Source organism: Streptomyces sp. NPDC031474, from assembly GCF_055581185.1.
On the sequence record NZ_JBVIJX010000005.1, the window covers coordinates 148,257 to 161,237 of the forward strand.

Annotated in this window: 14 protein-coding genes; 8 read left to right on the forward strand and 6 right to left on the reverse strand. The window is 68.4% G+C overall.

What is annotated here, in order from left to right; all coding sequences use genetic code 11:
• Positions 1 to 12: 12 nt before the first annotated feature.
• A complete protein-coding gene (locus tag ACZ5SK_RS11360; protein ID WP_334579084.1) occupies positions 13 to 507 on the forward strand; it encodes a hypothetical protein in 495 nt (164 codons plus the stop codon).
• A gap of 111 nt (positions 508 to 618) precedes the next feature.
• On the opposite strand, the gene ACZ5SK_RS11365 is transcribed toward ACZ5SK_RS11360, so the two are convergent.
• Together ACZ5SK_RS11365 and ACZ5SK_RS11370 are read right to left on the reverse strand one after the other, a co-directional pair.
• Complete coding sequence (locus ACZ5SK_RS11365) at positions 619 to 1,995, reverse strand: M1 family metallopeptidase (protein WP_334581289.1); 1,377 nt, start codon at positions 1,993 to 1,995, stop codon at positions 619 to 621.
• 196 nt (positions 1,996 to 2,191) lie between these two features.
• The gene (locus ACZ5SK_RS11370; protein ID WP_334579085.1) at positions 2,192 to 2,350 is read right to left on the reverse strand and encodes a hypothetical protein; all 159 of its coding nucleotides are present in this window, start codon (positions 2,348 to 2,350) and stop codon (positions 2,192 to 2,194) included.
• A gap of 59 nt (positions 2,351 to 2,409) precedes the next feature.
• Between ACZ5SK_RS11370 and ACZ5SK_RS11375 the strand changes: the two genes are divergently transcribed.
• Positions 2,410 to 3,093, forward strand: coding sequence for a response regulator transcription factor (locus ACZ5SK_RS11375; RefSeq protein ID WP_334579086.1), 684 nt, complete (start codon positions 2,410 to 2,412; stop codon positions 3,091 to 3,093).
• Positions 3,094 to 3,121: 28 nt separating this feature from the next.
• Here the strand turns inward: ACZ5SK_RS11375 and ACZ5SK_RS11380 are convergent, their stop codons facing one another.
• Together ACZ5SK_RS11380 and ACZ5SK_RS11385 are read right to left on the reverse strand one after the other, a co-directional pair.
• Positions 3,122 to 3,952, reverse strand: a complete 831-nt coding sequence (locus tag ACZ5SK_RS11380; RefSeq protein ID WP_361702343.1) for a hypothetical protein — start codon at positions 3,950 to 3,952, stop codon at positions 3,122 to 3,124.
• 58 nt (positions 3,953 to 4,010) lie between these two features.
• Positions 4,011 to 4,751 (reverse strand): hypothetical protein, encoded by a 741-nt coding sequence (locus ACZ5SK_RS11385; RefSeq protein WP_334579088.1) that lies wholly within the window; start codon positions 4,749 to 4,751, stop codon positions 4,011 to 4,013.
• 200 nt (positions 4,752 to 4,951) lie between these two features.
• Between ACZ5SK_RS11385 and ACZ5SK_RS11390 the strand changes: the two genes are divergently transcribed.
• The 5 genes from ACZ5SK_RS11390 to ACZ5SK_RS11410 all read left to right on the forward strand — a co-directional run bounded on the left by ACZ5SK_RS11390 (position 4,952) and on the right by ACZ5SK_RS11410 (position 10,962).
• Positions 4,952 to 5,722 (forward strand): SDR family NAD(P)-dependent oxidoreductase, encoded by a 771-nt coding sequence (locus tag ACZ5SK_RS11390; RefSeq protein WP_334579089.1) that lies wholly within the window; start codon positions 4,952 to 4,954, stop codon positions 5,720 to 5,722.
• Between the two features lie 92 nt (positions 5,723 to 5,814).
• Entirely contained in the window at positions 5,815 to 6,933 is a 1,119-nt protein-coding gene (locus tag ACZ5SK_RS11395) for an LLM class flavin-dependent oxidoreductase (protein ID WP_334579090.1), read from the forward strand.
• A gap of 47 nt (positions 6,934 to 6,980) precedes the next feature.
• A complete protein-coding gene (locus ACZ5SK_RS11400) occupies positions 6,981 to 8,711 on the forward strand; it encodes an N-acyl-D-amino-acid deacylase family protein (RefSeq protein WP_457494290.1) in 1,731 nt (576 codons plus the stop codon).
• Positions 8,708 to 10,159: an aldehyde dehydrogenase family protein gene (locus tag ACZ5SK_RS11405; protein WP_468575855.1), complete on the forward strand. Its 1,452-nt coding sequence runs from the start codon at positions 8,708 to 8,710 to the stop codon at positions 10,157 to 10,159. Before ACZ5SK_RS11400 ends, ACZ5SK_RS11405 begins: the two co-directional genes overlap by 4 nt.
• Before the next feature lie 251 nt (positions 10,160 to 10,410).
• Positions 10,411 to 10,962: a DUF3455 domain-containing protein gene (locus ACZ5SK_RS11410; protein ID WP_334581290.1), complete on the forward strand. Its 552-nt coding sequence runs from the start codon at positions 10,411 to 10,413 to the stop codon at positions 10,960 to 10,962.
• 66 nt (positions 10,963 to 11,028) lie between these two features.
• Here the strand turns inward: ACZ5SK_RS11410 and ACZ5SK_RS11415 are convergent, their stop codons facing one another.
• The gene (locus ACZ5SK_RS11415; RefSeq protein ID WP_319674942.1) at positions 11,029 to 11,424 is read right to left on the reverse strand and encodes a nitroreductase family deazaflavin-dependent oxidoreductase; all 396 of its coding nucleotides are present in this window, start codon (positions 11,422 to 11,424) and stop codon (positions 11,029 to 11,031) included.
• A gap of 90 nt (positions 11,425 to 11,514) precedes the next feature.
• On the opposite strand from ACZ5SK_RS11415, the gene ACZ5SK_RS11420 reads away from it, so the two are divergent.
• Positions 11,515 to 12,363, forward strand: coding sequence for an endonuclease/exonuclease/phosphatase family protein (locus ACZ5SK_RS11420; protein ID WP_468416620.1), 849 nt, complete (start codon positions 11,515 to 11,517; stop codon positions 12,361 to 12,363).
• Positions 12,364 to 12,385: 22 nt separating this feature from the next.
• Here the strand turns inward: ACZ5SK_RS11420 and ACZ5SK_RS11425 are convergent, their stop codons facing one another.
• A complete protein-coding gene (locus ACZ5SK_RS11425; protein ID WP_334579094.1) occupies positions 12,386 to 12,874 on the reverse strand; it encodes a carboxymuconolactone decarboxylase family protein in 489 nt (162 codons plus the stop codon).
• Positions 12,875 to 12,981: the final 107 nt, after the last annotated feature.

The window sequence follows — 12,981 nt, forward strand, 5'->3', positions numbered from 1 at the left end:
TGAAAGGAAACCATGAAACACGTCACGAAGACCCTGGTCGCAGTAATTGCCGCCACAGGTGCTTTCCTGTTGAGCGCAGGACCAGCTGTGGCAACCATCGCCCAACCGCGTCTCGTTACATGGCAGGAAGTCGGTGACACAGACGAGAACTGGAAGTGCGGACCAGTCGTCGACCATCCCGCTGGAGACGGTATTCGCTTCCGCGCTTGCATCATTAAGAACGCGAGTAACGATGCTCAAGCCGTACTCGTCCTGGTCAACAACTCAGGAAGCAGAATCCAAATAAACGGCGAAGCAAACACAACAATACGCATCAACTGGAACCCGAGCGCGAGAAACATCGGAGACGTGAACTGTGCATCCTCGCCGCTGAACACGGGTTTCCAGCGAGGGTGTTTCTCTCAAACGAAGCCCACCGACCAGCTCAATGGACGCCCGCTGAGGGTCACGATCCGACTCAATGTCGACGGCTATGTAAAGGTCATCAAGTACACGAGAAATGACTGACAAATCCACAGACGACGGGACCACCAACCCAGCAAGGCGCGCGGGGCTCGTCGGCATGAGAAGGGCTCTTTCCCGTCAGGGGAGAGCCCTTCTCGCATCAGACAGCTCTCATCACATCCGGGGTGGCCTCTTCTTGCCGAAGAGCCATACGTCGAAGAGCTCAGTCAGGTTCTTCCCGGACTTGCCCTCACACAGGGCGATGAACTGCCGGGTGTCAACGTTGCCGTACCGGTGTTGTTGGGTCCAAGTACGGAGAATGTCGAAGAAGGTTCCGTCGCCGACGGCCTCGCGCACTTTGTGCACGACCATGGCACCGCGTCCGTAGACGGGCGGGTCAGAGACAAGCCCTCCGCTGGGCGGATCGGCCGGAGGGAAAGCCCAGATGCCTTTGCTCTCGGTATCCGTGCCGTTGTAGAAGTCCTCAAAGATTTCGTCGGTGTTTCTGTCGCCCTGGTCCTCCTCCCAGAGCCACTCCGCGTAGGTGGCCAGGCCTTCGCTGAGCCACATGTCCTTCCACATGCGTGGGGTGACGGAGTTGCCGAACCACTGGTGCGCCAGCTCGTGCACGAGCAGAGTCTCGTCCGGCACTTCGCCGAAGTAGGGCTTGGTCTGTGTCTCCAGGGCGTAGTCGAGCTCGGGCAGGTGGTCGATGATGGCACCGGTGGAGGAGAAGGGGTAAGGACCGAAACGTTCGCTTGCCCAGCCGATGATCTCGGGCACCAAAACTTTGACATCGCCGGCTTCTCCCGACTCGGCGGGGTCGATGGCGACGAAGACGGGCAGTCCGTCGTCGGTCGCGGCCTTGTCGATCTCGAAGTGGCCGACGGAAATGTGGGCGAGGTAGCTGGCCATGGGTTCTTCGGTGCGCCAGTGCCGGGTCACCGTCTCACCGTTGTCCTTCTCCGTGATCAGCTTGCCGTTGCTGACCACGTCATAGGGGTCGCCGTCCGAGTCCTTGGGCACGGTGACCCTGATGTCGTACGCGGCCTTGTCCGAGGGGTGGTGGTTGCCCGGAAACCAGGTCGTGGAGCCGGTCGGCTGTCCCAGGGCCGTCGAGCCGTCATCGGTTTCGATCCAGCCTTCCAAGCCGCCATCGTCGCTTTCAAGCATGCGTGGGGTGCCGTCATAGGTGACGACCGTCTTGAAGGTCTCTCCGTCCTTGACTGTCTTCGCCGGCGTTACCAGTAACTCATCTTCGTTGCGATGGAGTTGGGCTTCGGAGCCTTGCACCGTGGCGGTGCGCACGTGCAGCCCTGACAGGTCGAGGTTGAAGCGGCTCAGGTCCTGGGTGGCCCGCGCTGTGATGACTGCTGTGCCCTTCAGGCGGTTGGTCTCCGGAACGTAATCCAGTGTCAGCCCGTAATGCGCCACGTCGTAGCCACCATTGCCGAGCGCTGGAAAAAGCCGATCACCCACCCCTGCCGCGCCAGGCTTCGGGCCCCCGGCGGCCCCCTCCCCCGGTGCGGAGCCGGTGCAGGACGTGGTCATGGCCAAGAGGAGTGCTGTAGCCGGAGCCCAGCCGGACAGCCGATCCAAGGCCGCCGACCGAGGCCGATAGCCCTTCACTTCATGAGGTTCCATCTCGTGTCCCCCATCGATCGCAGGATTGCGATACGTCAGAATCCCCAGCAGTGCCTCTCGGTTGCCCCAAAATTGGTAAAAGTCTTCTTGTGTGCCAGCAGGCTCAAAGCGCCACGCTCATGAACCGTGATCGTCCCAGATCCAGATCCAGATCCAGGTCCGGTTCCGCTGCCGAAGCCGTGCCGAACTCACCGACCAGATAACCGAGTTCGGGGCGGAGGCCGGGCCACTGCTTGCTTCTTGAAGGTTTGAACATGTCCACGCCGGGCCGCGTATGTAAGGACGTACGGGCGTGACAGCTCCGGCGGAAGGACCTCACCAGTGCGATCCACCGAGCGATCCACCGAGCGATCCTTCCCGCGACTCTCCGTCGCCCTCGCCTGCGCGGAGGGCGACTGGCCGCACGACGGCTGGCCCGCCCCGGACGACCCCTACGTGGAGCGGGTGGTAAGGGCCACCCCGCCCTACGACACCCTGCGCGAGGGCGCGGTGGACGTCGTCGTGCTGCGCTGCGAGGAGCCCGTGGAGGCCTTCCCGGCGCTGCTGAGGGCGCTGGGCGACCGCGGCGTCCCGGTGATCGTCGTCAGCGCGTGCTCGGACACCGACACGGTCGTCGAGGTCTTCCGGGGCGGGGCCGGCTATCTGGTCGAGGGCGACTACTGCCCCCACATGCTGTCCTCGGCGGTGATGGCGGCCACCGTCGGCCACACCTACCTCTCGCCGACCGCCTGTGCCGCCCTGCGCGAGGGGGCGCGGCGGCTGCCGACGGCCGCCGGTGCCATCGAGCGGCTGCGGTCGCTGCTCTCGCCGCGCGAGCGGGAGGTCATGGATCTGCTGTCGACCGGCCTGGGCGCGCAGGAGATCGGGCTGCGATTACGGCTGAGCGAGAAGACCGTCCGCAACAACCTCAGCAACATCTACGCCAAGCTGGACGCGCGGGGCAGCACGGACGCGGTCCTGCGGTGGCTGGGAGCCACCCCGGCCACGCCCGTGCTTCGCACTTGAGAACCCGTTGGTTCTCGACGGTTTCCGGCTACGGCGCGGGAATTTCCGAGGCCGGGATTTCCACGTCGGTGACGTTGGCGCCGCCCTCGCCGAATCCGGGCTCCGCGCGGAGGTCCTCGGCCCCGTCTCCCACTTCCTGCAGACTCACGCCGCCGGAGGAATTCAGCAGTGCGTTCGCCTCGGGGGTGCCGCATTTCACGTTGCGCAGCCACAGCCGACCGTCCGGCGTACCGTTGTTCAGGATCTGCGGATAGAAGACATGGACCGACGTGGCGCCCTCGCTCGGCGAGAAGAACACCTTCTTGCCGTCCTGCGCCTCCTTGTACGTGGCCTTGAGGAAACCGCTCACGTCCGTGCGCTTGTGTGACCACATGAAGAAGCCGATGCTGTCCGGCTTCACGGTGTCGGAGCGGCTGAACGCGAGGGCGGTCGCCTTGTCGTCGCGCGTGACCTTGAACTCGGAGGTGCTGAACTTCGTGCCGATCTCGAAGATGGAGCCGCCCAGAGAGGTTTCGGAGCTCGCGGTGAATCCCTCCTGCAGCTGAATCACTCTGGTGACAGATGTGCTGACGCTGAAGGTGCTGGTTGCCGCGGTCGTCGTCCCGCAGTTCTGGACCGTGGGTGAGACGCGCTCGTTGGGTCCGAGGCTGTTCGCCTTGAACTGGACGTCGACGAACTCGCATTTCTCGAGTTTGTCGGAGTCCGAGGCACAGTCGGAGGTCACCTCGGACGGGGTGGCGGCGCCCGCCTCGTTCATCAGCGGGATGATCACCGCGAGGGCCGCGACGGGTGCCAGGACGAGGGTGACGCGCTTCTTCTTGCTGCGGTGCCTTCGGGTGCGCGTGGCGGGGGTGGTCATGGATTCTCCTGAGGGTGGCGTGCGGGTCTGGCCGGTACTTTCTGTGCTGTTGCCGGGATCAGCAGTCCTCCAGGACCGCCTTGGAGGTGCCGTCGGCGATTCCCGGCCCGCCCGCGGCGCCCGGCAGGACCCGGGGACCCTCGACGACTTCCGGCGCCACGAAGTTCTGCTCGGGGGTGGCGTTGGTGACGGTCGTCGCGGAACGGGCGTCGATCCGCACCCGCCATTCACCCGTCATGCGCTGCATCTTCGGCGTGAACTCCATGTGGAGTACCTTGCCGACCGGCACCTCACGCTGTTCCGTGGCGCTGGCCGTGGCCGAATTCACGGTCATGTCCAGAGTGCTCTTGTGCCTGACCCAGGATCCGGTCAGGACTCCGAAGAGGCCGCCACCACCGCCCTGGTTGGTCTCCGTGTACTTGCCCTTGCCCTGGGCCACGGTGGCCGACCAGGTGACGGACACCTTCGCCGGATCGGTGGCGTTCGGCTCGCAGTTCGGGAAATCGATGGAAGACTTCTCGGTGGGGCCGTCGAAGGTCTCGAAATTCGTCTCGACGTAGTCGCAGTTGTCGGCCTGGAAATTAGCCGCGAAGTCGCCGTTGAAATCGCTCACCGACCGTTGCTTGCCGTTGACTACCGACGACCTGTTGCACATCGTCATGATCTGCTCGGGAGTCTTCGCGTCGGCCGCGTTCGCCGACGGCAGCAGCGCGACGACGGCGCCGCCGGTCGCCAGTGCCGCGCCGATCGCGACGAACCGGATCTTCTTGTTCTTGAATTTCCTGCCTCTTTTGGCCATATCATTTTCCGTTCTTGGGGGTGTCTTTGCGGTGCCGCTGTGGATTATTGGGGTTCTGCACAGCCTGTGGACAGAGTCAAATGTCCCTACTGGCAGGTCACTTGGTGTGTGCTTGTGCAATGGTCCGACGTATATCTGACGATCAGTCAGATTCGGCGCTACGATGCCGGTCCCAGCGAAGCGATGCCAAGGAGGCCGCCATGGGCAAGCTCGACGGACGGGTCGTCCTCGTCACCGGGGGCGCGCGGGGCCAGGGGGAGCAGGAGGCCCGGCTGTTCCGGGCGGAGGGGGCCGAGGTCGTCGTGGCCGACGTCCTGGACGACCAGGGCGCGGCCCTCGCCGAGGAGATCGGCGCGCTGTATGTGCACCTGGACGTGGGGCGGGAGGACGACTGGCACTCCGCCGTGCGTGCCGCGCAGGACGCCTACGGCCGTCTCGACGGCCTCGTCAACAACGCCGGCATCCTGCGCTTCAACGCCCTCGTCGACACACCCCTCGACGAGTTCATGCAGGTCGTACAGGTCAACCAGGTCGGCTGCTTCCTGGGCGTGAAGACGGCCGCCCCCGTGCTGGCGGACGGCGGCACGATCGTCAACACGGCGTCGTACACCGCCGTGGCCGGGATGGCGGCGGTGGGCTCGTACGCGGCGACCAAGCACGCGATCCTCGGGCTCACCCGGGTCGCCGCCCTGGAGCTCGCGCCGCGCGGCATCCGGGTCAACGCGATGTGCCCCGGCGCCGTCGACACCGCGATGTCCAACCCGTCCCTCCTGGACCCGGACGCGGACCCCGAGGAGACCTCGAAGGCCCTCGACGGCCTGTACCGCAAGCTCGTGCCGCTGGGCAGGGTGGGGCGGCCGGAGGAGGTGGCCAGGCTCGCCCTCTTCCTCACCTCGGACGACTCCTCGTACATCACCGGGCAGCCGTTCGTGATCGACGGGGGCTGGCTGGCGGGCGTCTCCATCATCTGACTGGTCGTCAGGTATTGACCATCCAACCGAACTGACGGATCGTCAGGTAACCGAAATGGACCCCAATCCAGGACCTGGGACGGTGAACCTCCGTGGAATTCGGGCTCTTTGTACAGGGATACGTGGGCAAGCGCGCCGAGACCGACCCCCTCGCCGAGCACAAGGCGCTGATGGAGGAGACCGAGTACGTCATCCAGGCGGACAAGTCCGGCTTCAAGTACGCCTGGGCCTCCGAGCACCACTTCCTGGAGGAGTACTCCCACCTCTCCGCCAACGACGTCTTCCTCGGGTATCTCGCACACGCGACGGACCGGATCCATCTGGGCTCGGGCATCTTCAACCCGCTCGCCCAGGTCAACCACCCCGTGAAGGTCGCCGAGAAGGTCGCCATGCTCGACCACCTCACCGAGAACCGCTTCGAGTTCGGCAGCGGACGGGGCGCCGGATCGCACGAGATCCTCGGCTTCCTCCCCGGCATCACCGACATGAACTACACGAAGGAGATCTGGGAGGAGACCATCGCCGAGTTCCCCAAGATGTGGCTCCAGGACGAGTACGTCGGCTTCCAGGGCAAGCACTGGCAGCTGCCGCCGCGCAAGATCCTGCCGAAGCCGTACGGGAAGTCGCACCCGGCGATGTGGTACGCGGCCGGGTCGCCGCCGTCGTACGCGATGGCCGCGCGCAAGGGCCTGGGCGTCCTCGGGTTCAGCATCCAGAAGGTCTCCGACATGGAGTGGGTGCTGGAGCAGTACAAGACGGCGGTCGTGAACGCCGAGCCGATCGGTGACTTCGTCAACGACAACGTGATGGTGACGACGACGGCGATCTGCGCGCCCACGCACGACGAGGCGATCCGGATCGCCGTCGAGGGCGGCCTGCACTACCTGCCGTCGCTGGTGTTCCGGTACCACGACACCTTCCCGCGGCCCGAGGGCTTCCCCGTCTGGCCCGAGACGCTGCCCGCGTACAACGCCGAGTTCGTCGAACTCCTCGTCGAGGAGGAGCTGTTGATCTGCGGCGACCCGGACGAAGTGCTCACGCAGTGCAAGCGGTGGGAGCAGGCCGGCGCCGATCAGCTGAGCTTCGGGCTGCCGGTGGGGGTGCCGAAGGAGCAGACGCTGCAGACGATCCGGTTGATCGGGGAGCACGTGATTCCGAAGATCGACACGGATCCGGTTCATCGGACCACGCGGTTCCGGCAGGGCGTGTAATCGCCCCTGAAAGATCCCGATCTCCCCGGAGTTGAGGAGGGAACCGCATGCTTGATCACGTCATCAAGGGCGCGACCGTCGTCGACGGGACCGGCGCGCCCGCCCGTGTCGCCGACGTCGGTATCCGGGACGGGCGGATCGCCGTCATCGGGACGGTCACCGAGGAGGCGCGGACCAGCGAGGACGCTCACGGGCTCGTCCTCGCGCCCGGGTTCGTCGACCCGCACACGCACTACGACGCCCAGCTCTTCTGGGATCCCTACGCCACCCCGTCCCTGAACCACGGGGTGACGACCGTCGCCGCCGGGAACTGCGGGTTCACGCTCGCGCCGCTCAATCCGGCCCGGCCCGCCGACGCCGACTACACCCGCCGCATGATGTCCAAGGTGGAGGGGATGTCGCTGATCGCACTAGAGGAGGGCGCGCCCTGGACCTGGAGCGGCTTCGGGGAGTATCTCGACGCCCTCGAAGGGCGGATCGCGGTCAACGCGGGCTTCATGGTGGGGCATTGCGCGCTACGGCGGTACGTGATGGGGCCGGACGCGGTGGGCGGCCAGCCAAGCGAGGAGCAGCTCGCCGAGATCGTCGGGCTGTTGCACGAGGCCATGGACGCGGGGGCGTGGGGGTTCTCCACCACGCAGTCCTCGACCCACTCCGACGGGGACGGGCAGCCGGTCGCGTCCCGGCACGCCCTGCCCGCCGAGCTGCTGGCACTGTCGCGGGCCGTCGGCGAGCACGAGGGCACGCAGATCGAGGCGATCGTCGCGGGCTGCCTGGACCAGTTCAGCGACGCCGAGATCGACCTGTTCGTGGAGATGAGCGCGGCGGCCGGACGCCCCCTGAACTGGAACGTCCTCACCATCGACTCGGCCGTCCCGGAGCGGGTGCCCCGGCAGCTCATGGCGAGCGAGCGGGCGCGGAAGGCCGGCGGCCGGGTCGTGGCGCTGACCATGCCGATCCTCACGCCGATGAACATGTCCCTGGGCACGTTCTGCGCCCTGAACCTGATCCCTGGCTGGGGGCCGGTCCTCGGCCTGCCCGTCCCCGAGCGGATCGAGAAGCTGCGGGATGCGTCCGTCCGGGCCGAGCTGCTGCGGCACGCCGGGTCGAAGGAGGCCGGCGTCTTCCGACGGCTGACCAACTTCGGGCGGTACGTCATCGGCGACACCTACAGCGCGGCCAACGAGGGCCTCACCGGACGGGTCGTCGAGGACATCGCCGCCGAACGCGGCCTCGACCCGTTCGCCTGCCTGGTCGAGATCTGCGTGGCCGACGACCTGCGTACGGTCCTGTGGCCGATGCCGACGGACAACGACCCCGACTCGTGGGCGCTGCGCGCGGAGGCCTGGACCCACGAGGACGTCCTGCTCGGCGGCTCCGACGCGGGCGCGCACCTGGACCGCATGTGCGGGGCGCCGTACACCACGCGCTTCCTCGGCGACTGTCTGCGCGGCCGGAAACTGGCCGGCCTGGAGCAGGCGGTGAAGATGCTGACGGACGACCCGGCGCGGCTCTTCGGACTGCGCGAGCGGGGCCGGATCCAGGAGGGCTTCCACGCGGACCTCGTCCTGTTCGACCCGGAGCGCATCGACGCGGGCAAGGCCACCCTGGTGCACGACCTGCCGGGTGATAGTCCGCGGCTGGACTCGAAGGCGATCGGGGTGCGGGCGGTCTGGGTCAACGGCGTGGCGGCCATCCGCGACGACGTCGTCACCGGCGCCGTACCGGGACGGGTGCTGCGCTCGGGGCGGGACACCAGGACGGTGAACACCCGGTGACCGACGGGCAGCGGCTCTTCGTGGGCGGGGTCTGGGCCGAACCGGACGGCGGCCACTACGAGGTCGTCGACCCGGCGACCGAGGGGACCGTCGGGTTGGCCCCGGAGGCCTCGCGGGATCAGGTGCGCGCGGCCTGCGCCGCGGCCCGCGAGGCCTTCGGCCCGTGGTCGCGCACCCGGCCGGAGGAACGCGCGGCGGTGCTGGGCCGGGCCGCCGACATCATCCGCGCCCGGCTGCTGCCGTACGCGGAGCTGGCCCAGGCCGAGACCGGCGCCACGACCGGCACCGCGCGCGCCATGCAGGTCGGGATCGGCGCGGGCCGCTTCAAGCGCTACGCGCGCGTGGAGCCCGCCGAGTGGCCGATCCCGCCGCAGATCAACGAGGCCGGCCCGATGGGGAAGGCGGGAGTGATGGGCGCGGTGGCCGTCCGGCAGCCCGTCGGCGTCGTCACGTGCATCACCTCCTACAACAACCCGTGGGCGAACCCGGCGGGGAAGATCGCCCCCGCCCTCGCCATGGGCAACACGGTGGTGGTGAAACCCGCGCCGCAGGACCCCCTGTCCGTCTACCGGATGGCGGAGGCGCTGGAGGCGGCGGGCGTGCCGCGCGGGGTCGTCAACGTCGTCTCCGGGCGCGCGGTCGAGATCGGTGAGACGGCGGTGTCGTCGCCGGACGTCGACATGGTGAGCTTCACCGGCTCCACGGCGGTGGGCCGGCGCATCGCCGAGGTGTGCGGCCGGGACATGCGGCGCCAGCTGATGGAGCTGGGCGGGAAGGGCGCGGCGATCGTCCTCGACGACGCGGACGTCGCCTCGGCGGTCGCGGGCATCGGGACGACCTTCTCCTTCTACAGCGGCCAGATCTGCACGGCCCCGACCCGGGTGCTGGCACACCGCAGGGTGTACGACCAGCTCGTCGATCAACTCGCCGTGTACGCAAGGCGGTTGAAGGTGGGCGATCCGCGGGAGCCCGACACCGTGGTCGGCCCGGTCATCTCGGCCGCACACCGGGACCGGGTGGAGTCGTACGTGGAACTGGGGCGGAAGGAGGGCGCGGTGGTCGTCGCCGGAGGTGAACGCCCCGCCCTGGAACGGGGCTTCTACGTCGCCCCGACCCTTCTCGCCGACTGCACCAACGACATGCGAGTGGCCCGGGAGGAGATCTTCGGACCGGTGGTCGTCGTCATCCCCTTCGACGACGAGGAGGAGGGCGTCGCCCTCGCCAACGACAGCGACTACGGCCTCATCGACTACGTCTGGTCCTCGGACGTGGCCCGGGCGTTCCGGGTGGCGCGCCGGCTGCGCGCGGGCGGCGTCGGCGTGAACACGGCCGGCCGCAACATGGAGGCGCCGTTCGGCGGGTTCAAGAAGAGCGGGGTGGGGCGGGACGTGGGCTCGTACGCGCTGCACGCCTACAGCGAGGTGCAGTCGATCGTCTGGCCGGGGTGAGAGTGCTCTGGCGGGGGCGAGAGTGACGTGGCCGGGGCGAGAGTGACGTGGCCAGGGTGAACAACAGGTGCCGTTTGCTTGCCCTTTGAGCCATGAGGACTGTCCCGGGCGTGCAGAGATCGTTCAGAGAACGCCGAACAGGCGTCGGAATCGCCCGCGGACCCGTAGCCTCCGGGCGCAGGGGACCGGACCGTGTCCGGCCCCGCCGTGAACATGTCCGGAAATCGTTCGGAGACCACCCCATGCACCAGATGAAGCTCGCCAAACGTCTCGCCCTCACCACCACGGCCCTCGCCGTCGCGACCGCCGGCACCCTGCTGAGCACGACGGCCGGCCACGCCGCGCCCGCGCAGTCCGCGACCGCCCACGTCGACGCGCCCGCCGCGCTCAAGGTGCCCGACGGCAACCGGCTGACGGGCGTCTTCGCCGCGAAGGGCGTTCAGACGTACACCTGCACCGACGGCGCCTGGAAGCTCCTGGAGCCCGCCGCCACCCTGTCCTACAAGAGAGACCGCGCCCACCGCCCGGTCGCCCTGCACTCCCGCGGCCCGGTCTGGGTGTCCACGGTGGACGGCAGCGCGGTGAACGCCGCCGCCCTCGTCACGTCCCCCAAGGCCGGCACCATCCCCGAGCTGCTGCTGAAGGCCACGGCCACGCGCGGCGCCGGGGTCTTCGCCGACGTCACCTACATCCAGCGCCTCGACACGGCCGGCGGCGTCGCCCCGACCACCGCCTGCACCGGCGCCGACCAGGTCAGCGTCCCGTACTCGGCGACGTACGCCTTCTACAAGCCCGCCAAGTGACCCCCGGCCACCTCGGCCACCCCAGTCACCTCGGCCACCTCAGTCACCTCAGTCACCACCGTCACCTCAGTCGCTGAGATCGACCCGGATCGTCAGCAGCCCCGTCCCCAGGGCCCGTACGGCAGTGCTGTTGGCCTTGGGGAGGGTGCGCAGGCGGGCGACCGGGTCGTCGTCGGGCAGCAGGTGGGCGGTGCCGTTGTGCCACCGCCCGCCGATCCGCACCCGCACCCGTGGATCGGCCTGGATGTTGCGGACGTACTGCGACCGCTCGCCGAACTCCGAGACCAGCCAGAAGGCGTCGCCGACCCGGCGGCCGCCGAGCGGGGTGCGGCGGGGCCTGCCGGAGACCCGGCCGGTGGTCTCCAGGAGGGTGTGGAACGGCAGGCGGCGCATGAGCGGGTTGGCGACGTGCCGCTGGAACGCTGTGGTTGCGCGGAACCGGAGGTCGCTGGGCGGGGCCATGATCGGTGGGACTCCTTCGCACGCAGGATTGCTGCTGTTGCTTCAATGATCCTCCGACGCCGTCGGAGTGACGAGAGCGGGTGGCTGCACATGCGCGTGGTGAGCTGGAACCTGTGGTGGCGGTTCGGCCCGTGGCGGGAACGGCAGAAGGCGATCCTGGCGGTGCTGCGCGAGCTGCGCCCCGACGTGGTCGGACTGCAGGAGGTGTGGGCGGCCGGCGGCGAGAACCTGGCGCAATGGCTGGCCGACGAGCTGGGCCTGCACTGCACGTGGGCCGCGTCGCCGTCCCCGGACCGCTGGCGGGCACGGATCGCGGATGCGGACGCGGATGCCGGCTCGGTCGACATAGGCAACGCGGTGCTGAGCCGCTGGCCGGTGACGGAACAGGAGACGCTGCTGCTGCCCGCGCCGGCCGACCTGGCCGACGGCCGCCTCGCCCTCTACGCGCGCGTGGCCGCCCCCGCGTTCGACATCCCCTTCTTCACCACGCACCTCACCTCGGCCGCGCAGGCGTCCGCGGTGCGGTGCACCCAGGTCACGGCCCTCGCGGAGCTGGTCGCCCGGCACCGCGGAGGCACCCCGTGGCCGCCCGTCGTCACCGGCGACTTCAACGCCTGGCCGGACTCCGACGAGGTGCGTCTCTTCGCCGGCACGAGGACCGCGCCGGCCGTCCCCGGCCTGGTCATGTTCGACGCCTGGGACTACGCCGACCCCACCGCGCCCGCCGCCACCTGGACCCCCGAAAACCCCTACGCGGCCCGCCTGTTGGAGCCGCCCGCCCGCATCGACTACATCCACGTGGGCCCGCCCGGCCCGGCAGGCGAGGGCCACGTCCGCCGCGTCCAGCGGGCGGGCCAGGGCCCCGTGGACGGCGTCTGGCCCTCCGACCACGCGGCGGTGGTCGCGGATCTGGCGGAGGGGGAGACGGCGATCATCTGACGGCGGTCAGTTGGCCGTCACTTCAGTCCCACTGCTCATCGGCGAGGGAGCTGACCGGCTGCGGCTTGCCGATGACGGCCAGGGCGATGAAGAAGTTGATCTGGCCGATCGCGATGGTCAGGGTGGCCAGTGCCTTCTCGTCGTAGTGCTTCGCCACCTCGGCGTACAGCTCGTCGGAGACGCGCTCTTTGCCGTGCGGTGCCGGCTGGAGGGTGGCCTCCGTCAAGGCGAGGGCGGCGCGCTCGGCGGCGGTGAAATACGGGGCGTCCACCCAGGAGGAGACAGCGGTGATGCGCTCCTCGGACTCCCCGGCCTTGCGCAGAAAGCCGGTGTTCAGGACCGTCAGGTAGGTGTTGCCGACGATCTGCCCGGCACGCAGGTGGACGAGGTTCATCGTGGTGCGCGGCACCGAGCGGTTCCCCGTGGCCCGGAAGAGTGCGGCGCTGATGTCGTTCAGCTCGGGCACGAACTCGGCCGGGTTGGGCATCCGGGAGATGGAGGAGTTCGTCATGGCTGCGCTCCTTTGCTTCGGCCTGGTTGGCGTCTTCACAGCACTGACGGATCGGCGCACGCGGATGTGACAGGAATCGGGAAAAGTTCTAGGGCGTGCTTCGCTCC

Coding starts and splice junctions, on each gene's coding strand:
- ACZ5SK_RS11360 (WP_334579084.1), top strand. CDS start 13: ATGAAACACGTCACGAAGACCCTGGTCGCAGTAATTGCCGCCACAGGT.
- ACZ5SK_RS11365 (WP_334581289.1), bottom strand. CDS start 1,995: ATGACCACGTCCTGCACCGGCTCCGCACCGGGGGAGGGGGCCGCCGGG.
- ACZ5SK_RS11380 (WP_361702343.1), bottom strand. CDS start 3,952: ATGACCACCCCCGCCACGCGCACCCGAAGGCACCGCAGCAAGAAGAAG.
- ACZ5SK_RS11385 (WP_334579088.1), bottom strand. CDS start 4,751: ATGGCCAAAAGAGGCAGGAAATTCAAGAACAAGAAGATCCGGTTCGTC.
- ACZ5SK_RS11390 (WP_334579089.1), top strand. CDS start 4,952: ATGGGCAAGCTCGACGGACGGGTCGTCCTCGTCACCGGGGGCGCGCGG.
- ACZ5SK_RS11400 (WP_457494290.1), top strand. CDS start 6,981: ATGCTTGATCACGTCATCAAGGGCGCGACCGTCGTCGACGGGACCGGC.
- ACZ5SK_RS11410 (WP_334581290.1), top strand. CDS start 10,411: ATGAAGCTCGCCAAACGTCTCGCCCTCACCACCACGGCCCTCGCCGTC.
- ACZ5SK_RS11415 (WP_319674942.1), bottom strand. CDS start 11,424: ATGGCCCCGCCCAGCGACCTCCGGTTCCGCGCAACCACAGCGTTCCAG.
- ACZ5SK_RS11420 (WP_468416620.1), top strand. CDS start 11,515: ATGCGCGTGGTGAGCTGGAACCTGTGGTGGCGGTTCGGCCCGTGGCGG.
- ACZ5SK_RS11425 (WP_334579094.1), bottom strand. CDS start 12,874: ATGACGAACTCCTCCATCTCCCGGATGCCCAACCCGGCCGAGTTCGTG.